Here is a 26,363-nt window from a genome sequence, read left to right as displayed (position 1 = left end):
TCGTTAATGACTGCTTCGCACATTCCGCACATCGCACCGTGGAGGTATGCCGCCTTGAGCACCCTCGAAGAACGAATTGGCCGTCTGGAAGACCTGGAGGCCATCCGATACCTCGATGCGCAGTACTGCCGCCATCTCGACGACGGCAACTGGGACGCCCTGATGGACCTGTTCACCGACGACGGCGAATTCGACGGGCTGTCCAACCCGAAGGGCAAGAGCGAGATGCGGGAGTTCTTCGCCGGACTCGCCCCCGGTGGGCTCACCGCGTTCTGGCACTTCATCACCAACCTGGAGGTCGATCTCGACGGCGACCGCGCCACCGTCCGCTCGTTCCTGTGGCAGCCGTGCGTGACCGACGGCACCCCCTCGATTGCCGCCGGCCGCTACACGGACGAAGCGGTGAGAGTCGACGGTCGCTGGTTGTATCGCGTCAAGCAGGTTCGTTTCCACTACTTCGGGCCGCTGGCCGAGGGCTGGGACGAGAACCGGTTCGCCCTGGATTCGGCACGGCGCGCGGCGGTGAACGCATGACCACCGAGTCGCCCACTACCGCGTCGAGAGCATGGTCGCCGATCCTCGCGCTGCCGGAGTTCGTCGAACTGCGGCGTCGGCGGCGTGCCGTCACCACCGCACTCGGCCTGATCGCCATCGCGATGTTCGCGGGCTTCCTCGTCGGGTTCGCCTACTTCCCCGAGTTCCTGGGCCACAACACGGCATTCGGCATTCCGCTGTCGCTGTGGGTGGTGTTCTCCCAGTTCGCCGGCACCTGGGTGCTGGTGTACGCGTACTTCCGACTCTCCCGCACCTACATCCAACCCGCCGCCGATGCCGCCGTCCTGGCCATCGCACAACGTGATCAGGAGCATGCGTCATGACCGGCGACGCCGATTTCCTCGCCATCGGCATCTGTGCCGCCGTCATCTCCCTCACCCTGTGGGTGACGTTCGCCGCGTCGCGCCGAAGCCGCAGCGCCACCGGATTCTTCGCCGCGGGCCGCTCGATCACCGGGTGGCAGAACGGTTTCGCGATCGCCGGTGAGTTCATCTCCGCGGGCAGTTTCCTCGGGACCACGGGATTGATCTTCTACAAGGGCGTCGACGGTGCCGTCATTCTCTGCACGTCGGTGGTCTCGTTCCTCCCCGTCCTCTTCCTCCTCGCCGAGAAGATGCGCAACGTCGGAAAGTTCACTCTCGCCGACGTTCTGGTGTTCCGGACCGGTGCACGACGGGTCCGGGTGGTGGTCGCGCTCAGTACCATCGTCACCGGCACGTTCGTGCTGCTCGCCCAACTCGTGGCGGCGGGCGTCCTACTCGAATCAGTCTCGGGGATTCCGTTCGGCCTGTCCGTCGTGGTGGCCGGTTCGCTCATGGGCATCTATGTCTTCGTCGGCGGCATGCTCGCGACCACGTGGGTTCAGGTGATCAAATCGTCCATCCTGTCGATCCTGGCGATCGTGGTGTGCCTGGGAATCCTGGCGAAGTTCGGTTTCAGCGTCCCCGGCATGCTCGGGGCGGCCACGTCGAACGCCGCCGCCGGTGACGCGATCCTCTCGCCGGGCCTGATCTTCGGGCAGACCGGTGCGATCAATCTGATCTCGTACTCGCTGGCGTTCGCGCTCGGCACGGCCGGCATGGCGCACATCCTCATTCGCTTCTTCACCGTCCCCGAGGCCGCGACGGCGCGGAAGTCGCTCGGCTGGACCGTCGCGCTGTGTAGCGTCTTCTACCTGATCGTCATCGTGATGGGCTTCGGCACCGCAGCACTCCTCGGTCCCGACGGGGCGGATCGCGTCGGCGCAGGCGGCAACCTCGCCGCACCCACACTGGTCACGGAACTCGGCGGCGGCGTCGGCACCATCGGCGGTTCCATCGCACTGGCCATGGTGGCGGCCGTGGCATTCGCGAGCATCGTCGCCGTCGTCGCGGGCGTGGTGATCTCGGCGGCGGGAACGTTCGCCCACGACGTGTGGCCCACCCTCACCCGCCGGAAGTCCTCCGACGCCGGCACGGAGACGGCGGATGCTCGCGAGGCGAAGGTCGCCCGGTACGCGGCGGTCGCGTTCAGCGTCCTCGCAATCGGACTGACGATGGCAATCGGCGACACCACGAACATCACCTACTTCATGGGAATGGCCTTCATGGTCGCGGGCAGTGCGCACCTGCCGAGCCTGCTGCTCAGCCTGGGCTGGCGCCGGTTCAACAGCACGGGCGCAGTGTGGGGCATCTCGGTGGGATTGACCTCCACCGTGGTCAGCCTGATGTTCACGGAGGCGCTCTGGCTGGGTAGTGGACCGGCACCGCTGACCATTCAGTTGCCGGTGATCATCACAATGCCGCTCGGGCTGGCCACGGCCGTGATCGGCTCGCTCGCCGCCGAACGCCGTCACGGACGGTCGGCGGACCGGGACGAGAAGTTCGCCGAAATGCTGGTGCGTGCCGAAACCGGTATCGGCGCGGAACTCGCCGAGAAGCACTAGGTTTCACGCTCGGCCGATGCCCTCGCCAAGCCGGCGGGGGCATCTGCCGTGAAGCGTGCCCGTCACGACCCTGGACAGCGCTTGTACCTATCGGTACAGTATGTACCGAAAGGTACAGGACCTCCTCGAAGGAGCGCACCCCATGTCAATTCGCCCACCCGTCCCACCGTTCACACTCGACACCGCGATCGCGAAGGTTCGCGCCGCCGAGGACGGCTGGAATTCCCGCGATCCCGAGAAGGTCGCGCAGGCTTACACCGAGGACAGTTGGTGGCGCAATCGGTCCACCTTTCTGCAGGGACGCCGCGAGATCGTCGACTTCCTCGCCGGGAAATGGGACCGCGAGCTGGAATACCGTCTGATCAAGGAGCTGTGGGCGCACGACGGGAATCGGATCGCGGTCCGGTTCGCGTACGAGTTCCACGACACCGACGGGCAGTGGTTCCGCGCGTACGGCAACGAGAACTGGCAGTTCGACGACAACGGGCTGATGCGGTGGCGCCACGCCAGCATCAACGACGTGCCGATCGACGAATCCGACCGCAAGTTCTTCTGGGACATGTCCGGCGTGCGACCGTCGGATCATCCCGGGCTGAGCGATCTCGGCCTCTGACCGGCACACGAGGAGTAGTCATGCCACGAGCAGTAGCCGAGCGCGGCGACGTCGTCCCCGTGCTGGCGGAGGTGTTCCGATCCCATGGGTTCGACGGCGCGAGTCTGGCCGTCATCACCGAACACACCGGACTCGGCAAAGGCAGCCTGTACAACTTCTTCCCCCGCGGAAAGGACGAGATGGCCGAGGCCGTCCTCGACGAGGTCGACGCTTGGTTCCAGGCCGCCGTCTACCGGCCGCTGCGTGGGTCCGAGCCCGCCGCCGCCCGTCTCGATCGGATGTTCGACGAGGTCGAGACGTACTTCCGGTCGGGTCGCCGAATCTGCCTGTTCGGCGCGTTCGCGCTCGGCCTCGAACGCGACCGCTTCGCCGACCGGGTCCGCGCCTACTTCACCGACTGGGTCGATTCGCTCGCGGGTGCCCTCTCCGACGCCGGCCACGGCAGGCAGTCGCGGCCACTTGCCGAGGAGGTCGTCGCGGGGATCCAGGGCGCGCTGGTCCTGGCGCGTGCCCTGGACGACCCCGACAGCTTCACGCGCATCCTCACCCGGCTTCGCCGCGCGGTCGCGGATTCGACGCAATCGCGCGCGTAGGATTCGACCCGGAATACGGAAACTCGAGAAGTGAGGCAGCCGTGATCTTCATCGTCGTCAACTTCACCGTGAAACCGGACCACGCCGACGGCTGGCTCGACCTGGTGCAGCCGTTCACCGACGCGACCCGGAACGAACCGGGCAACCTGTGGTTCTACTGGTCGCGCGCGGTGGAGGATCCGAACCTGTACGTCCTCGTCGAAGCGTTCCGCGACGACGACGCCGCCGTCGCCCACGTGCAGAGCGAGCATTTCCGGAACGCGCTGCGCGAACTGAAGCCCGCCCTCGCACAGACGCCGCGGATCATCAACACCACGATCGACGGCACCGAGTGGTCGCTGATGGGTGAACTCGAAGTCGACTGACCCCGTCCGGCTTCACCCTGAAGTCGCGTGCACCGCGCGTTAGCCTGAACACGTGGCTTCCGATCTCACCGAACTCGACGCAGTGATCTTCGACTTCTCCGGCACGCTGTTCCGGCTGGAGGAGGACGACAGCTGGATGGCCGACCTCACCGACCACGAAGGTGAACCGTTCGACCTCCACCAGCAGGCCGAGTTGATGCGGCGCATGACGGCGCCGGTCGGTCAGACCGTCGAGATGGACGCCGCCGAGCACCACGCGTGGACCAACCGGGACCTCGACCCTCGGTTCCACCGGCAGGCGTACCTCGACGTTCTGCGCAAGTCCGGGGTCGCGCACGAGGTCCAGGCGGTCGGGCTGTACGAACGGCTGATCGACCCGGGATGCTGGAGCGCATACCCCGATACCGCGGAAGTCCTTGCGTCACTGAAGGACCGCGGAATCAAGATCGCGGTGCTGAGCAACATCGCATTCGACATCCGGCCCGCGTTCGCAGATCTGGGAGTCGAGCATCTCGTCGACGAGTTCGTGCTGTCGTTCGAGGTGGGTGCGATCAAACCGGACCCGAAGATCTTCGAGCACGCCCTCGCCGCACTCGGTTCCGCACCCGAACGGACTCTGATGATCGGCGACAGCGAGGAAGCCGACGGTGCCGCGCGAAAGGTGGGCTGCGCGTTCGCACTCGTCGAACCCGTTTCCATCGCCGAGCGCCCGGACGGTCTCCGAACTGCCCTCAGTGCCTTCGGCCTGTGAGTACTTGTTAACCACGGGCGGTTAACAAGTACTCACGGGTGCGAAGCGCGACCGGTGACGAGGGGCAGGTCGAGTGCGGTCACCAGCCCGGGCTTCGCCTCGACCACTGCGGGCACCGAATTCACCAGCCGCATCGCGGTGACGATCATCCCCGACACGTTGTGGTCGCCGTGCTCGCCGTGGTGGTTGAACTCGACGGACATCACGGGCTCGCCCGTGATGTCGATGCGGTAGCACCCGTCGCCGCGAGTGGGCTTCGGCCAGTCGGGTTTCTGTTCGGGGTGGGTGCGGGTGACGTGCTCGAGGACCACGCGCGGCACCCCGTCGACCGTGCCGACGACTTCGAACCGCACCGCCGCCGCAGTTCCCTTCGCGATGTGGCACGACAGAATGTCGAGGTCGTCGTCGGCGGGGATGCGTTCGAATTTCTCCACCAGCGGTTCGTCGAGTGTGAGGCCCAGTCCCGCGGCGATCTGGCGGACGACGCTCCCCCACGCCAGCGACAGCACGCCCGGCTGGAACAGCATCGGCGTCTCCTCGACGGGTTTGCCGAAGCCGAAGATCTCGCTCATCACCACCGGCTGGTAGTAGGTGGAGTAATCGGCGATCTCGGAGCACCGCACCTCGTCGATCCGCTGCGACAGGCTGGTCATGGCCAGCGGGAGAACGTCGTTCGCGAACCCGGGGTCGATACCGTTCACGTGGAGGCTCGCGCCTCCCTGTTCGCCGGCGCGGCGGATGCGGTCGACGAGTTCGTCCGGCACCACCCCGATCGGGTACTGCAACAGAACGGGTCCCGAAGACACGACGTTGATGCCCGCCTCGAGGAACGCGATCAGGTCCTCGATGGCGTCGAAGATGCGGTCGTCCGTCATCGCGGTGTGCACGATGCAGTCCGGTTTCAGTGCGAGAAGTGCCGCCCTGTCTTCGGTCGCCTTGACGCCGAGTTCTCTTCCGAGGCCCGCCAGTTCCCCGGCGTCCTTCCCGACCTTCTCGGGGTTGGACACCCACACGCCGACCAGTTCGAGGTCGTCGCGGGCGTCGATGCCTGCGATGGCGTGACGCCCGACCGTACCGGTGGACCATTCGACGACGCGGTAGCTCATGAGTTCTCTCTCCGAGTTTCAGAAGTAGTACCCCTCCCGCGAATGTAACAGGTTCTAGTTTGCGCCGGTGCGCGATTGCAGAACAGTTCGCGAGGCACAATGCGGGTGTGCCAGATCTGGAACTGCCGACGAACCTCGTGCGAGAGATGGCCGAGTTCGACTCCCCCGACGCGCCGCGCCGAACGTGGCTGGCCGACCTCCCTGCCGTCGTCGAAACGGTGAGTCGGGAGTGGTCACTGGACGTCGGTCGCCCGTTCCAACCCGGCGGCGTGACGTCCTGGACGGCGCCCGCACGCACAATCGCCGGCGAACGCGTGGTGCTGAAGATCGGCTGGCGACACGACGAGGCACTGCACGAGGCGGACGGACTCGCGGCATGGAACGGTGGCGGCGCCGTCCGACTGCTCGACTACCGCGTGCTCGACCACACCACGGCCTTGCTCCTCGAATCCTGCGAACCCGGCACCCCGCTGTCCGACGTCCGGCCGCCCGAGGCACAGGACGTCGTGATTGCCGGGTTGCTGCGCAGGCTGTGGATCGAACCAGCCGCCGACAACCCGTTCCGCCCGCTTGCCGGCATGTGCGACGTGTGGGCCGACGAGTTCGAGGAGAAACTCGCCCGCGCACCACGCCTGGATCCGGGCCTCGCGCGAACCGGCATGGAACTGTTCCGCGAACTACCGCGGACGGCAACGCAGTCGCGGCTGCTGTGCACGGACCTTCACCCCGACAACGTGCTGTCCGCCGCGCGTGAGCCGTGGCTGATGATCGATCCCAAACCGCATGTCGGGGATCCGACGTACGACGTGCTGCAGCACATGCTCGACCATGTCGACCGCCTCGCCGCCGACCCCGTCGGATTCTCGAACCGGATGGCCGGCCTGCTCGACCTCGACTGCGAGCGGCTACGCCTGTGGATATTCGCACGCTGCGTGGAGGGTTCGATCGACGAGCCCCGGCTCTCCCGCGTCGCCGTCATGCTTCGCCCGTGAGTACTTGTTAACCGCCCGTGGTTAATAACTACTCACGGGCCCCGATCTGCACCAGCCTCGCTTCCACCGCACGCATCTAAGCTGGATCGATGAGCGAAGCCGGCGCGCAACGAGTGGGCGCTCTCGACGTCGTGGCGTTCGCCTGTGAGATCGCGATGCTGGTCCTGCTCGCCGTCGCGGGGTGGTCGCTCGCGAACTCGACGGTCGTGCAGGTGGCACTCGCGGTGCTCCTCCCGGTGGCAGCGGCCGTGATCTGGGGTGTCGCGATGGCCCCGAAATCGACCCGACGACTACCCAACCCAGCGCGACTGGTCGCCCAGACCGTACTGTTCGCGGCGACCGGCGTGCTCGTCGCATTCGCCGGTCACCAATGGTGGGGGCTGGCCTTCGCCGTCGTGGCGACGGCGACGTTCGCGGCGCGCTCGCGCACGCCGGAGTAGAGGACTACCAGCGGTACCCGAGCAGGCCGAGAACGAATTCGAGCCAGTCGGGCAGTCCCGGGTCGCGGAACATCGAGTGCCTCCTCCGCACGGCGAAACAGTGTCGCACTTTCTATCGGCCGGGGTGACCCCGGTGTTAGAGCGCTGCCCATGTCGGGATTTACAAATAGCTAGTTTTGTCTAGACCCTGGATCGAAGTCCGTGTACTGTCCAACTGAGAGTGAGCTGGTTCATACCGCGACAGCTACTGGACGAGGAGGTTCGGACCGTGACGACGTCGGATATCGGCAGGACGACAGAGGAAGCACCCCCGGACGCTTGGCGCGACCGCAAGCGCTACCTGTGGCTGATGGGGTTGATACCCCCGACCGCGCTGTTCCTCGCCGCAGGGCTCGTGTGGGCCTTCAACCAACTCGGATGGTCGGCGGCGGCTCCGGTGTGGTGGTGGATCGGCGCGCTGTTGCTGTTCATCGTGCTCCCGGTCCTCGACAGGTTCTTCGGACCCGACGGCCAGAACCCGCCCGAGGAAGTGATGGAACAGCTCGAGAACGACAGATACTACCGGTACTGCACGTACGTGTTCATCCCGTTCCAGCTGGCGAGCCTGGTGTTCGCGTGCTACCTCTGGTCGGCGGACAGCCTGTCCTGGCTCGGCATCGACGGCGGCCTCGGGCTGTGGTCGAAGATCGGTGTCGCGTTCAGCGTCGCCGTCATGGGCGGCATCGGCATCAACACCGCCCACGAGATGGGCCACAAGAAGACCGACCTCGAACGCTGGCTGGCCAAGATCACTCTCGCGCAGACCTTCTACGGCCATTTCTACATCGAGCACAACCGCGGCCACCACGTCCGGGTCGCGACACCCGAGGACCCGGCGAGTTCACGTTTCGGAGAAAGCTTCTGGGCGTTCCTGCCCCGCAGCGTGTGGGGAAGCCTGAAGTCGTCGTGGGAGCTCGAGAAGACTCGAATGCAACGACTCGGCAAGAGCACGTGGAGCATTCACAACGACGTTCTCAATGCGTGGCTCATGTCGGTGGTGCTGTTCGGCGCGCTCACCGCGATATTCGGTCCGGTCGTCATCCCGTTCCTGATCATCCAGGCCGTCTACGGTTTCTCGCTCCTCGAAACGGTCAACTACCTCGAGCACTACGGCCTGATGCGTCAGAAGACGGCCAGCGGCCGCTACGAGCGCTGCGCACCCGCGCACAGCTGGAACTCCGACCACATCGTGACCAACATCTTCCTGTACCACCTGCAGCGCCACAGTGACCACCACGCGAACCCGACGCGGCGGTACCAGACGCTGCGGAGCATGGACGGCGCCCCCAACCTGCCCAGCGGATACGCCAGCATGATCACGCTCGCGTACTTCCCGCCGCTGTGGCGCAAGGTGATGGACCACCGGGTGCTCGACCACTACGACGGCGACATCACCCGCGTGAACATCCAACCCGGTAAGCGCGAGAAGGTTCTGGCCAAGTACGACGGCGGGGTTCGGTGATGGCCGCCTACCGGTGCCCGGTCTGCGACTACGTCTACGACGAAGCGTCCGGCGCACCCCGTGAAGGATTCCCCGCCGGCACCCCATGGGCCGATGTGCCCGACGACTGGTGCTGCCCCGATTGCGGGGTCCGCGAGAAGATCGATTTCGAAACGAAGGTGGCATGACATGAGTACCGATTTCAAGCTTTTTCGCTGCGCCCAGTGCGGATTCGAGTACGACGAGGCCGAGGGCTGGCCGGAGGACGGCATCGAGCCAGGCACCCGGTGGGACGACATCCCCGACGACTGGTCGTGCCCCGACTGCGGGGCCGCCAAGGCCGATTTCGACATGGTCGAGGTCAGCCGGGCATGAGTCCTTCCACGGAACTGTCGACGGTCGTCATCGTCGGGTCCGGCATCGCCGGGGCGAGCGCCGCGCAGACGCTCCGCTCTGAAGGTTTCACCGGGCGCGTCGTCCTGATCGGCGACGAACCCGCGCCGCCGTACCGACGTCCGACGGTGTCGAAGGATCTCCTGTCGGGTGCCACGGCGGCGGAGAAGACGGCACTGAGGCCCGACTCGTTCTGGAAAGAACAAGACATCGAATTGGTCACCGGTGCAACGGCAGTCGAACTCGACGCACGACGGAAGGTGCTGACACTCTCGTCCGGCGAGACACTGCACTTCAGTGCACTGCTGCTCGCGACGGGCGGCCGGGCGCGCCGACTCGACGGCGTCTCCGGTGCGGACGTCTTCACCCTTCGGTCGATGGTCGATGCGGATTCGCTTCGGGAGTCGATTCGGCGCACAGGTTCGCTCCTCGTGATCGGCGGGGGTCTCATCGGATGCGAGGTCGCCGCGACGGCGCGGTCGCTGGGCGCGGACGTCACCGTTCTCGAACGGGACGCGTCGCTCCTCAGTCGCATCGTGCCCCCGGACGTCTCGACGATAATCGCCTCGCTGCACTCCGAGAACGACGTCGACGTCTGCACGAACGTCACGCTCGCCTCGCTGGACGTGGGCGACGACGGCGCCGCCCTGGCCACCGCGGCCGATGGTCGCACCTGGAGTGCCGGGACCGTCCTCGTGTCGGTCGGCACCGTCCCCGAGGTGTCGCTGGCCGTCGCGGCGGGCCTGCGGGTCCACAACGGCATCACCGTCGACGAGCTGTTCCGCACGTCGGCCGACGGCGTGTTCGCCGCCGGCGACGCCGCCAACATTCCCGGGGCGCGCGGCGACGAGCGGTATCGCTCCGAACACTGGAACGGCGCTCAGGCACAAGGGATTGCCGCCGCGCACTCCATCCTCGGCAATCCCACACCGTTCACGGACGTTCCTTGGGGGTGGTCCACGCAGTACGGCCACACCGTGCAATTCGCAGGCGCAACCCGTGTCGACGACGACTACGTGGTCCGCGGTTCGATCGCGGATCGCGATTTCACGGCGGTCGCGGTGCGCGAGGACACCCCGGTCGGGGCCATCGCCGTCGGCCGTCCGAAAGACCTCCGGACCGTGCGCACGATGATCGCCCGGGGCGGCACGGTCGACCGCCTCGCGTTGGCTGACGAGTCGGTCGCCCTGACGGACGTGCTCGCCGGCGACCGGGAAGGCTTGGCAACACCCGCCCGCTAGCATCGACCTCATGTCCGCACACGACCGCGCCGAACGACAGAGCCGGTACCGGCTCGCCGCGACGTCGCTGATGCGGGAGACGACCCTCGATGCGCTGCGGGAACTTCTCCTCGAACGTCCGTGGCCGACGATCACCATGACCGACGTCGCGGTCGCCGCCGGCATGAGCAGGCAGACGATCTACAAGGAGTTCCGCTCGCGGCGCGGCCTGGCGGAGGGATACGCCCTTCGGCTGACCGACAGCCTCGTCACCGTCATCGAGTCCGCGCTGTACGACAACCCCGACGACGTGACAACCGCTCTGCGGCAAGGCTATGCGACGTTCTTCGCACTCAGCGGCGCCGATCCCCTGGTGTTGTCGCTGCACCAGGGGCAGGCGCCCGAGGATCTGCTGCGCCTGATCACCACGGACAGCGACATCATCATCCGGCCCGCGGCCGAGCGGCTCGCCGAGACGTTGCAGCGGTCGTGGGTGAACGCCTCCCCCGAAGACGCGGACATCCTCGCGCACGCCATCGTCCGGCTTGCCTTGAGTTTCATAGCCAACCCGCCGGAAGACACCGCGACGGCATCGGCGAACACGGCCCGGCTCTTTGCCCCCTTCTTGCGGCTCCGCCACCCGTGAGTACTTATTAACCGCCCCACGTTAATAAGTACTCACGGGCGCGTCAGCGCAAAGGAGTGCCGACGTAGTTCTCCGCGATGAGGGTGCGACCGGCGGCGGAGCGGGTGACCATGTCGAGTTCGGCGACCTGCCGCTTGTGGCCGAAGCCGGTGTCGTCGGGGAGGCGGTGCAGCATCGAGGACATCCACCAGGAGAAGTGCTGGGTCCGCCACACGCGCGGGAGGACGCTGTCGGTGTAGCCCTCGAGCCCGGCGCGGCTGCGGGTGGCGAAGTACTCGGACATCGCCTCGGACAGGAAGTAGACGTCTGCGATGGCGAGGTTCATGCCCTTCGCGCCGGTGGGGGGCACGGTGTGGGCGGCGTCGCCGGCGAGGAAGAGGTTGCCGTGCTGCATGGGTTCGCACACGAAGCTGCGGAACTGGAGGATCGACTTCTGGAAGATCTTGCCGTCCTTGATCTCTGCGCCTTCGCCGTCGACGCGGGCGTGCAGTTCGGACCAGATGCGGTCGTCGGACCAGTTGTCGACGGAGTCATCGGGGTCGACCTGCAGGTAGTGCCGCTGGACGTCGGGGGTGCGGGTGCTGATGAGCGCGAAGCCTCGCGGGTGGTTGGCGTAGATCAGTTCCTCGGAGGACGGCGGAGCCTCGGCGAGGATGCCGAACCAGGCGAACGGGTACTGCCGGAAGTGGTCGGTGCGCACGGTGGTTTCGGGGATGAGGCCGCGGGTCGTGGTCCGCGAGCCGTCGCAGCCGGCGACGAGTGCGCACGTCAGGGTTTGCTCGTTGCCGGCGGCGTCGACGTACGTGATCTTCGGGTTGTCGGTGGTGTGGCCGTGCACCTGTACGTCGGAGACGCCGAAGCGGATGTCGCCGTCGTCTTCGAGACGCCGGGCGATGAGGTCCTTCAGGACCTCGTGCTGCGGGTAGACGGTGACGGCGCGGCCGCCCGTCAGTTCGTCGAAGTCGATGCGGTGGCCGCGGCCGCCGAAGCGCAGTTCGATGCCGTGGTGGGTGAGTCCTTCACGCTTGACGCGGTCGCCGAGTCCGGTGTCGACCATGAGGTCGACGGTGTTCTGCTCGAGCACACCGGCCCGGATGGTGCCCTCCACATCCTCGCGGGTGCGGCTTTCGAGCACGACGGAATCGATGCCCTTCAGGTGCAGGAGATGGGAGAGCATCAGTCCTGCTGGGCCCCCGCCGACGATCCCGACCTGTGTGTTCATGAGCAGACTCCTCGCGTAGTTCGTGACACCAGTCACTGTCCTTCGAAGAAGCGGCCCGCAACACCCCTGCTTTCACTGAGTGAAAGACGAGCTACGCGACGCCACGGGAAATGCCCCGCGCCGCCGCCCGCACGGCCGGGATCAGGGGCGCGGGATCCTTCTCCGCCGGAACCACGACGGACACCGCGGCCACCACCTCCCCCGTCGACCGCGACACCGGCGCGGCCACGGCGAGCGTTCCGATGTTGAGGTGTTCACGGCACGTGACCCACCCGGTCCGGCGGATGTCGTCGAGGGTGCTGCGCAGCCGATGTTCGGTGGTGATGGTCGACGGGGTGAAGCGTTCGAGGCCCGCCGCGAGGACCCCGTCGAGCAGGTCCTTGCCGCCGAACGCCAGCAGCACGAGACCGCCGCTCGACGCGTGCAGCGGCAGCCGGCCACCGGCCCTGCCGACGACGGTCACGGCCCCGCGCGCCGACAACCGCTCGATGTACAGCGCCTCGAGATCTTCCCGGACCACGAGCTGCACGTTCTCGCGTGTCGCCTCGTACAGGTCCTCGAGATACGGCAACGCCACCTGCCGCAGCCCGTGGGCGCGGGGCGCGAGCGCACCCAACTCCCACAGCCGCACCCCGATCTCGTAGTGCCCGTCGTCGACGCGTTCGAGCGCGCCGTTGGCGACGAGCTGACGGCACAGCCGGTGCACGGTGGGCAGCGGCAGCCCGGTGCGACGGCTCAGCTCCGACTGCGACAGCCGCGGACGTTCCGACGTGAACGACCCCAGCACCAGGAAGGCCCGTCCCAGCATGCTGCGGTCGTCTTCGGACATGCCGTCAGTATCCCGGTCACCACCAGCGGGTGGCCATGCCGACCTGCCGGTCCAGTTCGGGGGCGAGGCTCCGGACATACGTCGCCGAGAGGTGGTGCGAATCGTGGTAGACGAGGATGTTTCCCTGCACCGCACGGCAGATCGCCACGTCACAGACGGCGTCGGTGAGGTCGAGCGGATGCACCGACGGCAGGTCGCGGGCCGCCTCGACCGTCGGGTTGTCCGGGGCCAGCACGTCGTCGCGGGGCAGTCCGCAACTGTCGGCGTCGCCGCCGTCGGCCAGGCAGTCGACCGCCGAATACGGGACGCCGTCGTGGTGCAGCCACGGGGTGTCGCGAATGCCGAGGAACGGGAGCCCGAAATCGGCGAGCCGCTCCCACAGGCCCACGTAGTCGGTGGGGGTGACGTCGCCGGCCCCCTCCTCGTTGGGACGCGAGGACGTCGAGAACACCCAGTCCGGCCGGTGGTCACGCAGCCGGTCCAGGACGTCGCGGGACCAGTCGCCGCAGTCGGGATACGGCTCGCCGGCGAGCAGCGGGACGTCCGCGACGGTCAGCGGGCACCCCATCTTGAGATACGTCTCGACACGGATGCCGCGCTGCTGCCCGATGCGGTCGAGCGCGGGCATCCAGTGCTCGGCGTGGGAACTGCCCACCACGGCGATCGTCCGATCGGCGGTGACGTCGCCGTACACGCAGGTCACGACGTCGCGGGTGCTCAGATCGGAGATACAGCCGTCGACGGTCGGCGGCGGAAGATCTCCCGGCGCCTCGAGCAGGGTGGGCCGCATGTCGGTGCGCGGCGCGAACGCGCCGTCGGTCAGCGACGCCGCGCCCGGGTACAGCCACGGGTCCAGCTCGCCGACCCGCGCGGTGGTCTCCGGGTTGCGGGCGAGGTACGCGTGCCAGCCGGACGCCGAACCGACCACGGCGACGCCGAGGATCGCGATCAGCGCGGTGAGCGCCCGACCCGGACGGGCCGACCCCGTCTGGAACCGCGTTTCGATCAGCCGCTGGGTGAGCCACGCCAGCACCAGCGACACGAGGATCACCGCGAGTCCGCCGAGCGCTCCGACCGCGGGCCGCTCCCGCCACGTGAGGTAGAAGATGAGGATCGGCCAGTGCCACAGGTACAGCGAATAGGCCAGGCCACCGAGTTCGACGAACGGCCGCGACGCCATCATCGTCACGACCCCCGGCTGCTCGGACGGTCCGGCACCCGCGAGGATCAGCGCCACCGCCGCGCCGACCGGAATCAGGGCCGCCGGGCCGGGGAACAGGGCGGCGCCGTCGACGAGGAATCCGCACCCGAGCACGACGGCGAACCCCGACACCGCGAGTGCCACCCGCCACCCGCGGGGCAGGTCGACCCGGTGCACGACGAGCGCGAGCAGTGCGCCCGCGAGCAACTCCCACAGTCGCGCGAACGTGTCGAAGTACGCCCACGACTGGCGGTCCTGCGACAGCGTCGCGGCGTAGCCGAACGACACCAGGAACCCCGCACCGAGGATGCCGCCGAGCAGGGGACGCACGAGACCGGTCCGGCGCCGGCACGTCCAGGCCACTCCCGCGACCACCGCGAGCGCGAGCACGTAGAACTGCCCCTGCACGGACATCGACCACAGGTGCTGCAGCGGACTGACGGACGCGTCGGCGGCGGCGTAGTCGGATGCGGTCCGGGCCAGTTGCCAGTTCTGCACGTACAGCAGCGACGCGAGGAGTTGATCGGCGATCCCGGACCATTGTGTGAAGGGCCGCTGCACGACGGTGACGACGGCCGTCGCGGCCGTCACCACCACCAGTGCAGGCAGCAGCCGCCGGGCCGTGCGCCGCAGGACGGCCGCGATGGACACACCGGAGTTCGCACCCACCCGGCGCACGAGCATGCCGGTGAAGAAGAAGCCGGAGAGCACCAGGAAGATGTCGACGCCGCCGGACACCCGCCCGAACCACACGTGATAGACAACGACCAGGGCGATCGCGATGCCGCGCAGTCCGTCGAGGTCGTACCGGTAGCCGCCGGCCGTCGACGGTGACGCGGCGGCGCGCGGACGGCTGGTAGCCACCTGGTGGTTGGTTCTCACAGTCCGTCCTGGCTCATCGACTCGTACCCGGTCGATTATCCACACGGGGTTTACCAAGCCTTGACCAACCGGCGGTGATTTTGGGCGCACGCCCAGGGTCGGCGGACCGCCCACATGTGGAGTGGCCATGTTTGACAGGCAACTATGGCGCGCCACACAATGAGTGCGCCTACAGAACTAGGGTTCGCATCGCGAACGCCCTGCGGAGATCACCGAATGTCGAGGACATCATGACCACTTCCCAACGAAGCGCCGCCCGCGCCTCCACCGCCCTCTGGGTCGCGCCCCTCTGCTGGGTGGCCGTGCTACTCGACGGGTTCGACCTGGTCGTCCTCGGTGCCGTCATCCCCTCGCTCCGCGAGTACAGCGACTGGAATCTGTCGACGGGCGCGATCACGTTCATCTCGACGTTCGGCCTGGTCGGCATGACCATCGGCGCGCTCGTCATCGGCACGCTCACCGACGTCATCGGACGCAGGCGCGCCCTGCTGTACGCGGTGGCGGCGTTCTCGATCCTCACTCTCCTCTGCGCGGTCGCACCTAACCCGTTCCTGTTCGGACTGTTCCGCTTCCTCGCCGGTGTCGGCCTCGGCGGCGCGCTGCCGACCGCGCTCGCCCTCGTCAACGAATTCTCGAAGAAGCAGGGCGGCGGATCCGCGTCGACGCTGCTGATGACCGGATACCACGTGGGTGCCGTCGCGACGGCGGCGCTGGCGATCGTCCTGATCGAACCGTTCGGCTGGCGTTCGATGTTCGTCGTCGGCGCCCTTCCCGCGGTGGTCCTGATCCCGCTGATGCTCCGCCACCTCCCCGAGTCCCCCTCGTACCTGCTGTCGCACGGCAAGCGCGCCGAGGCGGAGGCCATCGCGAAGCAGTACGGCCTTGAACTGGAAGCGGCCCCCGCCGCCGACGCTCCCGTCGCGCCGTCGGCGAACCCGGTGCGCGCCCTGTTCTCGCGGCCGTTCCTGCGCAACAGCATCGCCATCTGGGTCACCTCCTTCATGGGACTTCTGCTCGTCTACGGCCTCAACACGTGGCTGCCGACGATCATGCGCGAGGCGGGTTACGACCTCGGCGCGTCACTGACGTTCCTGCTGATCCTCAACGCCGGCGCGGTGGTCGGACTGCTGATCGCGGGCGGCGTCGCCAACAAGATCGGTCCGCGCACCGCGGCCATCATCTGGTTCGCGGGCGCCGCGGTGTTCCTCGCCCTGCTCAGCGTCAAGGTGTCGTTCGGCATCTACGCCCTGGTGTTCCTCGCCGGTTGCTTCGTGTTCAGCGCACAGGTTCTCGTCTACGCGTTCACGAGCGCCAACCACCCGCCGCAGATCCGCGCGACCGCCCTCGGCTGGTCGGCGGGTGTCGGCCGGGTCGGCGCGATCTGCGGCCCGATCCTCGGCGGTGTCCTGCTGGGCGCCGGCTACGCGGTCCCGTGGGGGTTCTATGCCTTCGCCCTGGTCGGGCTGCTCGGAGCGATCGCCATCTCGTCCACCCGGACGGTGCACTGAACTCCTGACAGCGGTCCGATGAGTTTCGGGCGCAGGCGCGGTCTATATCGGCGAGGATGAACCGACGAGGACCCGCGAGAGGAATGCGCCATGAAACCCATCACCCCCTGTCTCTGGTTCGACACTCGAGGCGAAGAGGCCGCGAAGTTCTACACCTCCCTGTTCCCGAACTCGCGGATCACGGAGGTCACCCACTACGGTCCGAACACTCCCGGCCCGGAGGGACAGGTGCTGACCGTGTCCTTCGAGATCAACGGACAACCGTTCATCGCGCTCAACGGCGGCCCGCAGTTCACGTTCGACGAGGCCATCTCCTTCGAGATCCTGTGTGCCGACCAGGAAGAAGTGGACCGGTACTGGGACGCCTTCACCGACGGCGGCGAGGAGAGCCAATGCGGTTGGGTCAAGGACCGTTTCGGCGTGTCCTGGCAGGTGGTCCCAGAGCGGCTGTACGAACTCATGCGCGACCCGGACGACGCGAAGGTGCAGCGTGCCATGCAGGCGATGCTGAAGATGCGCAAACTCGACGTCGCCGAACTCGAGAAGGCAGCCGAGCAGGCGTGACGCCTACCGACGGGAGGTGGACGGCATGACCGAAGACGGCAAGACCCACATCAACGGGGTGCACACGGTGGCGGTTCCCGTGACCGATCAGGATCGGTCGCTCGAATTTTATGTGGGCACACTCGGTTTCGAGCGTCGCATGGATGCGGAGTTCAGCCCCGGTCAGCGGTGGGTGGAGGTGGCGCCGCCGGGTTCGGCCACGTCGATCGCGCTCGTGCCCACCCGTGACGGTGTCCCGGTGGGCGTCGAGACCGGCATCCGGCTCACCACCTCGGACGCCGACGCCGACCATGCCACCCTGTCGGCGAGCGGCGTCGACGTGGATGCGGAGGTCCTGCGGATGGGCGACTACGTGCCGCCCATGTTCTACTTCCGCGATCCGGACGGCAACAAACTCGTCATCGTCGAAGTGGGGTGAGCGGCATCCCCGCCGACAGGGTCAGCACCTGATCGGCGCGTTCCGCGTCGCCGGAGTCGTGCGTGGCCGTCACGACGATCGCACCCCGCGCGGCCTCTTCGCCGACGACGTCGCCGATCACCGCGCGGGCGTGCGCGTCGAGTCCGGTGGTCGGCTCGTCGAGGAGCAGCAGGTCGCCGCGTTGCACGAGTGCCTGCGCGAGCAGGGCGCGTTGACGCTGCCCGCCCGAGAGCGCGCCGATCGGCCGCGCGCCGAGATCCGCGAGACCCAGCCTGCTCAGCGCCCCGTCGACGGCGTCGCGGTCGCCGGGGGTGAGCCGCCGCCACACTCCGCGCCGTTGCCAGGCGCCCATGGCCACCACCTCACGCACGGTCAGCGGTAGCTGTTCGCTCACCGCATGTCGTTGCGGCACATACGCCGTGCGCAGCCCGTCCGTGCCGTCGATCCGCCCCGACGTGACACGCGCGATGCCGGCGAGGCACTGCAGGAGTGTCGACTTCCCCGAACCGTTGTGTCCCACCACGGCCGTGACGGTGCCCGGTGTGAGGCACACACTCACACCGTTCAACGCCGGGGTCGAACCGTATCGGACCGCGATTTCGCTTACGACAATCATTATCGTTAGATTAGCAGAGTGGAATGGCTACTCGACCCCCTGACGGTGTCCTTCGTCCAGCGCGCCCTGTTCGCGGGCATGCTGGTGTCCGTCCTCTGCGGACTCGTCGGCACGTGGGTCGTGTTGCGGGGCATGGCCTTCATGAGCGAGGCCATCTCGCACGGCATGCTGCCCGGCGTGGCAGTTGCCTATCTCGCGGGCGCCAATCTCCTCGTCGGCGCGGCCGCCAGCGCGGTCGTCATGATTCTCGGCGTCGCGTGGGTGTCGAAGAACTCGCGACTGTCCGAGGACACCGGGATCGGCCTGCTGTTCGTCGGCATGCTCGCACTGGGTGTCGTGATCGTCTCGCGCGCACGATCGTTCGCGGTCGATCTCACCGCCTTCCTCTTCGGTGACGTCCTGTCCGCGACGCGCGGCGACCTGATCTGGCTCGCCGCGGCGGCCGCGGTAGCCGGGATCGTCTCGGTGATCGCGTACCGCCCGTTCGTCGCCCTCGTCTTCGACGAACGCAAGGCCCACACCCTGGGGCTGCGGCCCCGGTGGGCGCACCTCGCCCTGCTCGCGCTCGTGGTCCTCGCCGTGGTCGCGTCGTTCCGCATCGTCGGCACCCTGCTCGTGTTCGGACTTCTCGTCGCTCCGTCGGCCACCGCGGCGCTGTTCGGCAGGTCGATCGGCGCCACGATGGCCATTGCCGTACTGCTCGGCTGGTCCGCGACGCTCACAGGACTGATCGTGTCGTGGAACGCCGACACCGCCGCGGGCGCGACGATCACCGGGCTCGCCGTTCTCCAATTCTTCGTCGCCGCCGTCATCCGGTCGGCATCGCGACGACTCCGACCTGCCGTGTCACCCACTCCGATACCCGTTCGATAGATGGAGCCCCGAATGCCGAACACGACCCTCGCCCGCGCAGCGATTGCCGCGGTCGCCGCGCTGACCGTCGGCGCCTGCGCGTCCCCACCGGAGGAGGCGGCCTCCCCCGGCGGCCTGACCCAGCCGGGTAGCGACCTCGCCGCCGAGGCGGGATCCACCGAGGTGGAGGGGCCGGAACCCCGGCTCGTCGTGTCGGACGCCGACTCCGGCCGCGTGACCGTCCTCGACCTCGCGACCGCCGAGACCCTCCATTCGTTCGAGTACGACAACCCGGCACAGTTGACGACGGTCAAGGACCGCTACGCGTTCGCCGTCGACGGCACCGGCGGCGCCGTGCACGTCGTGGACGCCGGCACCTGGACCATCGACCACGGGGACCACACCCACTCGTACACCAAGGACCCGGTCGAACTCGGCACCCTCGACGGCGCCGGGCCGGCGCGCGTGATCGAGGGCGATGACAAGGTCGCGACGTTCTTCGACGGCGACGGCGTCGCCCGCGTGATCGACTTCGCCGCCCTCCGCAAGGACAGCATCGACGTCGACACGGTCGTGCGGGCCGACGCCCCGCACCACGGGGTCGCCCTGCCGATCGCCGACGGATTCGTGGTCTCGCACTCGGCCGCGACCGGAACCGGCACGCTCGAACTCCACACCACAGACGGTGCGGTCCCGCAGCGCTTCGACACCGCCTGCCCGAACCTGAACGGCGCGGCCGTATCCGACACGCATGTGCTGGGCGCGTGCGAGGACGGACTGTTCCTCGCGACCGCCGGCGACGGCACCTGGACGTCGGAGAAGGTTGCGTACCCGGCGGGCATCGGCGCCGCCACCCGTCCCACCGCGCTCCGCGGACACGACGGCCTGCCGCTTCACGTCGCCTCCGCGGGACCCGCCGCCACCAACGACGGGCTGCTGGTCTTCGATGCGCGCACCCGCGGGTGGACGCACGTCCGGACCCCGGACCGGGCGCTGGACGTCGCGCTGGCGGGCGACGGACGCTCGGTGTTCGCCGTCCTCGCCGACGGCACCTTCCGCGTGTACGACGCGCAGTCCGGCGCGGAGACCGCGTCGTCCCGCGTCCTGGCACGCCCTCACAACCCGAGCCAGGCATCCTCGACCCCACCGGTGATCGTCGTCGGCGGCACCCGCGCGTACGTGTCGGATCCCGCGTCGAAGTCGGTGGCCGAGATCGACTTCCGGGACAACGCCCGGGTCGCGCGAATCCTCGACATCGGCGTCTCTGCGTCCACCCTCGGCGTGGTCGGGCTGTGACGAGGATGCGGCGCCTGCTGCCGCTGGCCCTCCTGACCGCACTCGCGGTGCTGCCGGTGACCGCGTGCACGCCGGGCTCGCCCGACGGTCCCGTCGTGGTCGTGACGACGAACATTCTGGGCGACCTGGTGCAGAACGTCGTCGGCGACCGGGCCGACGTCACGGTGCTGATGCCGAGGGGCGCCGATCCCCATTCGTTCGAGATCTCCGCCTCGGACGCCGCGCGGGTGGAACGCGCCGACCTCCTCGTATCGAACGGGCTCGGCCTCGAGGAAGGAATCGGCAAGACCGTCGACACCGCGCGCGCGGAGGGAGTCCCGATCCTGCAGATCGGTGAGGCCGTGCGACCGATCGAATATCGCTCCGGAAAGTCCTCGGGCACCATGGATCCGCACGTCTGGACCGATCCGGACCGCATGCGGGACGCGGTCGCCCTGATCCGCGACGCGGTGATCGAACACGTGCCGGACATCGACGCGGATGCTGTCCGCACGAACGCGGACGGCTACGCCCGGAAACTCGCGGAACTCACCGCCCGAATGACGGACAGGTTCGCGACCGTCCCGCCCGATCGACGCAAACTGGTGACCAACCATCACGTGTTCGGCTATCTGGCACAGCGTTTCGGCTTCGACACGATCGGGGCGGTGATTCCCAGCGGTACCACCCTGGCGTCGCCCAGCGCGTCGGATCTGTCGGACCTGGCCGCGACCGTCACGGCGGCGAGGGTGCCCGCGATCTTCGTCGACTCCTCCCAGCCCGATCGACTCGCACAGGTGCTGGCGTCGGAAGCACGCGTTCCGGTTGACGTGGTCTCGCTGTTCACGGAATCACTGGGTGAACCCGGCTCGGGGGCCGGCACGTACATCGAGATGATGGATTCCAATTCCCTGGCGATCGCGCAGGGGTTGTCGTAGTCGATGCATCGCCACATGCACACTTACGACTTTGACAACCGTTTGCAAAAAGGGTTACTTCTCCTGGGTGACCCTTATGCGTAGACCCCGACCCACCGCCGTTGCCGCCGTGGCACTCTCGGCGGCACTTCTCACGTCCTGCTCCACCGACTCCGGCACCGCCGAAGCGACCACCACCGACGCGGCCACGCCACGACTGACACTGAGCTACGACGGCGGGGTGCTCGTCCTCGACGCGCAGAGCCTCGACGTGGTCGGCTCGGCCGAGGTGGACGGCTTCACCCGGCTCAACCCCGCGGGCGACGACCGGCACGTGCTGATCAGCACCGGCAACAGCTTCACCGCCCTCGACACCGGAACCTGGACCGACGGCGGCAGCCACTACACCACCGCACCCGCACTCACCGACGTCGCGTTCGAGGCGAAGACGCCCGGGCACGTGGTCCGGCACGACGGCAAGACCGTGCTGTTCGACGACGGCACCGGACTGGTGCGCGTGTTCGACCCGGCCGCACTCTCCCAGGGCACCCCGGACACCACCGAGTTCACGACCCCGGAAGCGCATCACGGTGTGGCCGTGGAACTCTCCGACGGCAGCCTGCTCACCACCGTGGGCAACGAGGACGAGCGCACCGGCATCGTCGTACTCGACCGCGACCGCAAGGAGATCGCGCGCAACGAGGACTGCCCCGGCGTGCACGGGGAGGCCGTTGCCGCCGACGAGACGGTGGTCGTGGGATGCCAGAACGGCCTGCTGATCTACCGGGACGGCGTCATCACCAAGGTGACGAGCCCCGACCCCTACGGGCGCATCGGCAACCAGGCCGGCGACGAGAACTCCCCGATCATGCTGGGCGACTACAAGACCGACCCGGACGCCGAACTCGAACGCCCCGAACGGGTCTCCCTCACCGACACCGCCACGGGACAGCTCACCCTCGTCGACCTGGGCACCAGCTACACGTTCCGGTCGCTCGGGCGCGCCCCGCACGGTGAGGCCCTCGTCCTCGGCACCGACGGCGCCCTGCACGTGATCGACCCGAACACCAAGGCCGTGAGCCGCACCGTCGACATCCTCGAGCCGTGGACCGAGCCAGACCAGTGGCAGTCGCCGCGTCCCGCGCTGTACGTGCAGGACCACACGGCCTACGTGACCGATCCCGCGAACAAGAAGATCCACACGATCGACCTCGACACCTGGTCCGTGTCCGGACACGCCGATCTGCCGGAGACCCCGAACGAGATCACCGGTGTGACAGGCTGAGTCGGGTCGTCAGTCCTGGGATTCGAGCGGTCCCAGTTCCGCGTCGAGCGCCTCCTGCACTACGGCCATCGCCGACAGACCGGCGGGGGCCCCGCAGTAGGCGCTCGCGTGGATCACCGCTTCGACGATCTCGGTGCGGGTCAGACCGTTGCGCAGTGCACCCCGCACGTGGCCCTTCAGCTCACCGTGCGCCCGCAGCGCGATGAGCATGCCGAGGTTGAGGAGGCTGCGGCTGCGACGGTCCAGCCCCGGCCGATTCCACACGGCGTCCCAGACGTGCTCGGTGACGAATTCCTGCAACTGCTCACTGTCGGTCCCCGCGGTCCGGGTGAGCGCCCGCTCGACGAAGTCGTGACCCATCACCTCACGCCGCACCGTCAGACCCGCCTCGACGGCCGGGCTCCGCTTGCCGGTTTCTTCACTGGTCATGGGTTCACTCCTGTTCACGGCGTCCGCGTATTCAGGGGTCACTCTACGAGTCGACTCGATCGGAGTGGACGACCGAGGTGACGCCGCGGGCGGAGTACGCGTGCGGGAGGTGCTCGAGCCCACCCTCGTACCGCAGTCTGCGCGGCAGGAGTCCGTCGGCGGGGTTGACGGTCGCGCGAGTCCGCGATCCGGCGACCCACGACCGCCGGCGTCCGGGCCGCGACACGGGCGCGGTCGCGTCACCCACCCTGACCACGTGCGGCGTGCCGCCGAACCGGATCCGCGCATAGCCGAGCGCGACTGCCAGGGCGTCGTGCACCCCGGCCGCCGTCGCAAGACCGCGCTTCCCGGTGCTCAGCCCGTGCCCGGGGAGATCCGCGACGACGACGTTCACGCCGTTCTCCGCCAACTCCACGGCGAGCGGAGTGAGATACCGCGCGTGGAGTCCGGGCGGCGCGGGCAGCACCACGGTGGCTGCGCCGCTCGACACCACGGTGGCTGCGCCGCCCGACCGTGCCGCGTGGACCTCGGCGTGCACGGCTCCGGTGGCCGCGGGAATCTGGACGTGTTCGAGGCCGCGGCCGTCGACTCCGACGAATTCGGACGCCGGCTCCAGCGCGGCCTCGCAGGCGATGCGGCGTTCCAGGGCATCCTCTCTGCGCAACAGGGGTTTCCCCTGCAGCAGGATCATGACGGCCGCCGACTCCCGGGCAGTCAGCGTCGGCGCCCAGCCGGTCGCCTCGGTGAGGCGCGTCGAATCGACGACGGTCTCGCCCGCCGTCACCCACTGTCCGGAGTAGATATCGCAGAGACACCGTTGACTGGCTGGTTGGTGGTGGATCAGCAGATGTACGTGATCGGCGTCGCCGTTGCACTCGCTCAGCGGTCACACCGAACTTGTCACACCCCTCTGCCATGATCTCCTCACAGTGAGTGAGCATCGGATCAGAGCGCCTCGCCGATACTCTTTGGACCACAAAATATTCGACCCGGCGCGCGGTGAAGGGGGGTGCGGGTGTGAAACGGGTGGTGAAGATCAAACTCGCACCCACCGACACGCAGGCGCGTGCCCTGCACGAGACTCTGGTGTTGTGTAACACCGCCGCCGACGTGGTGTCGCGAGTCGCGCAGGCGGTCGAGGATCGCCGTGCGTTCGCCCTGCAGAAGACCGTCTACCACCAGTTGAAGGCGTTGGGGCTGTCGGCGCAACCAGCGGTCCGCACGATCAAGAAGGTCGCGGACGCCTACGCGACGCGAGCCGCGAACCTCGCAGCCGGGAATTACGGCCCGCGTGGCGGCAAGCGCGCCACGGATATCGCCGCCACGGCGATCGGGTTCCGCGCGTTGGCGGCGCAACCGTTCGATGATCGGTGCCTCTCCTGGCAACAGCAGGATTCGACGATCAGTATCTGGACGAGCGAAGGCCGACTCAAGGCGGTGCGGTACGTGTGCGCGCCGTGGCAGCGCGAACTGCTGGAGCACCGTTGCGGTGAAACAGATCTCGTGTTCCGCGACAACATGTGGTTCCTCTACGCGGCTGTCGACGTCCCGACACCCGAACCGGTGGTGGTCCAGGAGTTCCTCGGCGTCGATCTGGGGATCGTAAATCTCGCGGTGACCTCCGATGACACTGCGGCGTCGGCGGACTGGTCCGGTGGGGCGGTCACGGCGCGCCGCACCAAGTACGCGCGGACCCGGCGGGCCCTGCAGAAGGTCGGGTCGAAGTCGGCGAAGCGGAAGCTGCGACGGCGTCGTGACAAGGAGCATCGGTACGCCACCGATATCAACCATCAGATTTCGAAGACCATTGTTGCTCAGGCGCAACGCACCGGTCGTGGGATTGTCCTGGAAGACCTTTCCGGGATCCGCGAGCGGGTACGGCTGGCCAAGGCTCAGCGGCAACAACTGCACTCGTGGGCGTATGCACAGTTGCGGGACTTCGTGACCTACAAAGCCGTGTCGGCGGGCGTTCCCCTGGTGGTGATCGATCCACGTAACACCTCGCGGACGTGCTATCCGTGCGGACACGTCGACAAGGCGAACCGGACCACACAGGATCGGTTCGTGTGCCGGATGTGCGGGCATGCCGATCAGGCAGATCACAATGCCGCGTTGAACATCGCCTACCGCGGGTATGTCCAGTACACGATTACGACGCGAAGTCATCGGGCCGTCTAATCAACCGGCCTACAGTCGGCGGGTCCCTGACAGCCAGTCAGGGGCGCGACTGGCAAATCCGGCCCGGCAGGGCCGGATACGTTGATAGCCATCGATACCAATCTCCTCGCGGTGTGCACGATCGGGATACCTCCATTGGTCCGGAGCGTCGCCGATCCGATTTGGTGACCGACGCCGACCAGGCAGGTCTGATAGGCCATCGCTCGTGCCCCTGTGGATATTTCGGAATATCCGGATTGAAAACAATTCGAGGAGTGTCATGACCGCATTGATGGCCCGTGAACACGCAGCGCTGACGTCCTTTCTGCTCGACCTCGCCACCTACCTTGACGAGTCACACCTGCTCACCCTCGACAGCAGAGACAGCGGAGCGATCGGTCGCTTCGGGGCTCAGGCGGCACCGCACTGGCCATCTCCAAAGAATCCGGCGGGCTGGGGCCGTGCGAGTGCAGCGGGCGATCGGGAGCAGGGTCACCCTCATTGGGCGCGGCCACCACCATGCACCATGTGTCGCTCGCCACCCTCAACGGTTCGCGCAGGAAGCAATGGACGAGGACCGATCCTCGCCGGTGCCGAAAGCGACGAGGTACACCTCGAGGACGTCGAGATACCGGCCGACCTCGTCCTCCTCAACGGTGCCGACGACCCGGAGGGGCAACACGAGATGACCGGATATCTGTGGTTCGGGATGCTCGTCACCGCCAACTACCTGGGTGCGGCGAGCGCGCTACTCGAACGACTGCTGGCCGCAGGCAAGGACGACTACGAGGGTTATGTGCGCGCCGCCGCCGATATCGAGAACGCCATGGGCGCCGTCGAGAACATCGCCCGCGCGGTGGACGAGGGCGAACGCGGGCAGGACATCTCGGTGCGTCTCCTCTTCTCGCGCATCGCGATTCGCGACGCGCTGGTCCGCGCGTCCTCGGCGGCCGTCGAATCGCTCGGCGGGATCGCGTTCATCAAGTCCTCCGACATCGGTTACCTCACCGCCGCCGTGCACGCGTTCGCCTTCCATCCGCCGTCGCGGCGGTCGGTCTCCGAATCGCTCGCCAAGTTCCACGCCGGCGACGAGTTCGCCTTCGTCTGAGCGTGCCGCGGTCCGGGCTGTC

29 protein-coding genes and 1 pseudogene are annotated in these 26,363 nt (G+C 67.7%); 23 read left to right on the top strand and 7 right to left on the bottom strand.

From position 1 onward, the window contains the following. Nucleotides 1–54: 54 nt before the first annotated feature. The 7 genes from AC1DWT_RS15675 (at nt 55) to AC1DWT_RS15645 (ending at nt 4,801) form a co-directional block, all read left to right on the top strand. On the top strand, nt 55–534 hold the full coding sequence (locus AC1DWT_RS15675; RefSeq protein ID WP_206013456.1) for a nuclear transport factor 2 family protein: 480 nt from the start codon (nt 55–57) through the stop codon (nt 532–534). Beyond that, a complete protein-coding gene (locus AC1DWT_RS15670) occupies nt 531–878 on the top strand; it encodes a DUF485 domain-containing protein (RefSeq protein ID WP_072948045.1) in 348 nt (115 codons plus the stop codon). Before AC1DWT_RS15675 ends, AC1DWT_RS15670 begins: the two co-directional genes overlap by 4 nt. After that, nucleotides 875–2,479 (top strand): solute symporter family protein, encoded by a 1,605-nt coding sequence (locus AC1DWT_RS15665; RefSeq protein ID WP_095862288.1) that lies wholly within the window; start codon nt 875–877, stop codon nt 2,477–2,479. Before AC1DWT_RS15670 ends, AC1DWT_RS15665 begins: the two co-directional genes overlap by 4 nt. 142 nt (nt 2,480–2,621) lie before the next feature. Further along, on the top strand, nt 2,622–3,092 hold the full coding sequence (locus AC1DWT_RS15660) for a nuclear transport factor 2 family protein (protein WP_206013457.1): 471 nt from the start codon (nt 2,622–2,624) through the stop codon (nt 3,090–3,092). 20 nt (nt 3,093–3,112) lie between these two features. Then, a complete protein-coding gene (locus AC1DWT_RS15655; protein ID WP_206013458.1) occupies nt 3,113–3,685 on the top strand; it encodes a TetR/AcrR family transcriptional regulator in 573 nt (190 codons plus the stop codon). 41 nt (nt 3,686–3,726) lie between these two features. After that, complete coding sequence (locus AC1DWT_RS15650) at nt 3,727–4,050, top strand: putative quinol monooxygenase (protein WP_072948035.1); 324 nt, start codon at nt 3,727–3,729, stop codon at nt 4,048–4,050. A 52-nt stretch (nt 4,051–4,102) separates the two neighbouring features. Further along, complete coding sequence (locus AC1DWT_RS15645; RefSeq protein ID WP_072948032.1) at nt 4,103–4,801, top strand: HAD family hydrolase; 699 nt, start codon at nt 4,103–4,105, stop codon at nt 4,799–4,801. Nucleotides 4,802–4,833: 32 nt separating this feature from the next. Here AC1DWT_RS15645 and AC1DWT_RS15640 read toward each other — a convergent pair whose 3' ends face one another. Continuing rightward, nucleotides 4,834–5,907 (bottom strand): NAD(P)H-dependent amine dehydrogenase family protein, encoded by a 1,074-nt coding sequence (locus tag AC1DWT_RS15640; protein ID WP_072948030.1) that lies wholly within the window; start codon nt 5,905–5,907, stop codon nt 4,834–4,836. Nucleotides 5,908–6,014: 107 nt separating this feature from the next. Here AC1DWT_RS15640 and AC1DWT_RS15635 point away from each other — a divergent pair, with 107 nt between their 5' ends. The 7 genes and pseudogenes from AC1DWT_RS15635 to AC1DWT_RS15605 all read left to right on the top strand — a co-directional run bounded on the left by AC1DWT_RS15635 (nt 6,015) and on the right by AC1DWT_RS15605 (nt 11,089). Further along, nucleotides 6,015–6,899 carry an aminoglycoside phosphotransferase family protein gene (locus tag AC1DWT_RS15635; protein ID WP_206013459.1) on the top strand — a complete coding sequence of 295 codons (885 nt, stop codon included), beginning with the start codon at nt 6,015–6,017 and terminating at the stop codon, nt 6,897–6,899. An 89-nt stretch (nt 6,900–6,988) separates the two neighbouring features. After that, on the top strand, nt 6,989–7,339 hold the full coding sequence (locus tag AC1DWT_RS15630; RefSeq protein ID WP_206013460.1) for a YrdB family protein: 351 nt from the start codon (nt 6,989–6,991) through the stop codon (nt 7,337–7,339). Nucleotides 7,340–7,607: 268 nt separating this feature from the next. Then, a complete protein-coding gene (locus AC1DWT_RS15625; protein WP_072948129.1) occupies nt 7,608–8,840 on the top strand; it encodes an alkane 1-monooxygenase in 1,233 nt (410 codons plus the stop codon). Further along, nucleotides 8,840–9,007 carry a rubredoxin gene (locus AC1DWT_RS15620; RefSeq protein ID WP_072948026.1) on the top strand — a complete coding sequence of 56 codons (168 nt, stop codon included), beginning with the start codon at nt 8,840–8,842 and terminating at the stop codon, nt 9,005–9,007. Before AC1DWT_RS15625 ends, AC1DWT_RS15620 begins: the two co-directional genes overlap by 1 nt. Nucleotide 9,008: 1 nt before the next feature. Beyond that, a complete protein-coding gene (locus AC1DWT_RS15615; protein ID WP_012689462.1) occupies nt 9,009–9,194 on the top strand; it encodes a rubredoxin in 186 nt (61 codons plus the stop codon). Further along, a complete protein-coding gene (locus tag AC1DWT_RS15610; RefSeq protein ID WP_206013461.1) occupies nt 9,191–10,453 on the top strand; it encodes an NAD(P)/FAD-dependent oxidoreductase in 1,263 nt (420 codons plus the stop codon). Before AC1DWT_RS15615 ends, AC1DWT_RS15610 begins: the two co-directional genes overlap by 4 nt. Nucleotides 10,454–10,463: 10 nt before the next feature. Continuing rightward, nucleotides 10,464–11,089: pseudogene (locus tag AC1DWT_RS15605) on the top strand (TetR/AcrR family transcriptional regulator). A gap of 32 nt (nt 11,090–11,121) precedes the next feature. Here AC1DWT_RS15605 and AC1DWT_RS15600 read toward each other — a convergent pair. From AC1DWT_RS15600 to AC1DWT_RS15590, 3 genes are all read right to left on the bottom strand, one after another. Beyond that, the gene (locus AC1DWT_RS15600) at nt 11,122–12,300 is read right to left on the bottom strand and encodes a 4-hydroxybenzoate 3-monooxygenase (RefSeq protein ID WP_206013463.1); all 1,179 of its coding nucleotides are present in this window, start codon (nt 12,298–12,300) and stop codon (nt 11,122–11,124) included. A gap of 91 nt (nt 12,301–12,391) precedes the next feature. Continuing rightward, a complete protein-coding gene (locus AC1DWT_RS15595) occupies nt 12,392–13,129 on the bottom strand; it encodes an IclR family transcriptional regulator (protein WP_095862281.1) in 738 nt (245 codons plus the stop codon). A gap of 16 nt (nt 13,130–13,145) precedes the next feature. After that, nucleotides 13,146–15,212, bottom strand: a complete 2,067-nt coding sequence (locus tag AC1DWT_RS15590; protein ID WP_206013464.1) for an acyltransferase family protein — start codon at nt 15,210–15,212, stop codon at nt 13,146–13,148. Nucleotides 15,213–15,442: 230 nt separating this feature from the next. Here AC1DWT_RS15590 and AC1DWT_RS15585 point away from each other — a divergent pair, with 230 nt between their 5' ends. The 3 genes from AC1DWT_RS15585 (at nt 15,443) to AC1DWT_RS15575 (ending at nt 17,702) form a co-directional block, all read left to right on the top strand. Then, the gene (locus tag AC1DWT_RS15585) at nt 15,443–16,720 is read left to right on the top strand and encodes an MFS transporter (protein WP_206013465.1); all 1,278 of its coding nucleotides are present in this window, start codon (nt 15,443–15,445) and stop codon (nt 16,718–16,720) included. A gap of 90 nt (nt 16,721–16,810) precedes the next feature. Continuing rightward, nucleotides 16,811–17,284 carry a VOC family protein gene (locus tag AC1DWT_RS15580; RefSeq protein ID WP_095862280.1) on the top strand — a complete coding sequence of 158 codons (474 nt, stop codon included), beginning with the start codon at nt 16,811–16,813 and terminating at the stop codon, nt 17,282–17,284. A 25-nt stretch (nt 17,285–17,309) separates the two neighbouring features. Further along, nucleotides 17,310–17,702, top strand: coding sequence for a VOC family protein (locus tag AC1DWT_RS15575; RefSeq protein ID WP_095862717.1), 393 nt, complete (start codon nt 17,310–17,312; stop codon nt 17,700–17,702). Here the strand turns inward: AC1DWT_RS15575 and aztA are convergent. Continuing rightward, a complete protein-coding gene (gene aztA, locus AC1DWT_RS15570; protein ID WP_206013466.1) occupies nt 17,683–18,318 on the bottom strand; it encodes a zinc ABC transporter ATP-binding protein AztA in 636 nt (211 codons plus the stop codon). The two genes, AC1DWT_RS15575 and aztA, sit on opposite strands and share 20 nt — an antisense overlap. An 18-nt stretch (nt 18,319–18,336) precedes the next feature. Between aztA and aztB the strand changes: the two genes are divergently transcribed. From aztB to aztD, 4 genes are all read left to right on the top strand, one after another. Further along, the gene (gene aztB / locus AC1DWT_RS15565; protein ID WP_206013467.1) at nt 18,337–19,191 is read left to right on the top strand and encodes a zinc ABC transporter permease AztB; all 855 of its coding nucleotides are present in this window, start codon (nt 18,337–18,339) and stop codon (nt 19,189–19,191) included. Between the two features lie 12 nt (nt 19,192–19,203). Next, nucleotides 19,204–20,466, top strand: coding sequence for an ABC transporter (locus AC1DWT_RS15560; RefSeq protein ID WP_206013468.1), 1,263 nt, complete (start codon nt 19,204–19,206; stop codon nt 20,464–20,466). A gap of 5 nt (nt 20,467–20,471) precedes the next feature. Then, the gene (aztC, locus tag AC1DWT_RS15555) at nt 20,472–21,383 is read left to right on the top strand and encodes a zinc ABC transporter substrate-binding protein AztC (RefSeq protein WP_206016006.1); all 912 of its coding nucleotides are present in this window, start codon (nt 20,472–20,474) and stop codon (nt 21,381–21,383) included. 76 nt (nt 21,384–21,459) lie between these two features. Continuing rightward, on the top strand, nt 21,460–22,647 hold the full coding sequence (aztD, locus tag AC1DWT_RS15550; protein ID WP_206013469.1) for a zinc metallochaperone AztD: 1,188 nt from the start codon (nt 21,460–21,462) through the stop codon (nt 22,645–22,647). A gap of 9 nt (nt 22,648–22,656) precedes the next feature. On the opposite strand, the gene AC1DWT_RS15545 is transcribed toward aztD, so the two are convergent. Continuing rightward, a complete protein-coding gene (locus tag AC1DWT_RS15545) occupies nt 22,657–23,076 on the bottom strand; it encodes a carboxymuconolactone decarboxylase family protein (RefSeq protein ID WP_095862716.1) in 420 nt (139 codons plus the stop codon). Between the two features lie 43 nt (nt 23,077–23,119). Further along, nucleotides 23,120–23,860, bottom strand: a complete 741-nt coding sequence (locus AC1DWT_RS15540; protein ID WP_241031333.1) for an alpha/beta hydrolase — start codon at nt 23,858–23,860, stop codon at nt 23,120–23,122. A gap of 233 nt (nt 23,861–24,093) precedes the next feature. On the opposite strand from AC1DWT_RS15540, the gene AC1DWT_RS15535 reads away from it, so the two are divergent. Beyond that, a complete protein-coding gene (locus tag AC1DWT_RS15535) occupies nt 24,094–25,254 on the top strand; it encodes an RNA-guided endonuclease InsQ/TnpB family protein (RefSeq protein WP_206013470.1) in 1,161 nt (386 codons plus the stop codon). 259 nt (nt 25,255–25,513) lie between these two features. Then, the gene (locus AC1DWT_RS15530; protein WP_241031334.1) at nt 25,514–26,341 is read left to right on the top strand and encodes an acyl-CoA dehydrogenase family protein; all 828 of its coding nucleotides are present in this window, start codon (nt 25,514–25,516) and stop codon (nt 26,339–26,341) included. The last annotated feature ends 22 nt before the right edge of the window (nt 26,342–26,363 follow it).

The sequence above is a fragment of the Rhodococcus sp. P4_B6 genome (assembly GCF_056402215.1).
This window is presented reverse-complemented; position numbering and strand designations above follow the sequence as displayed.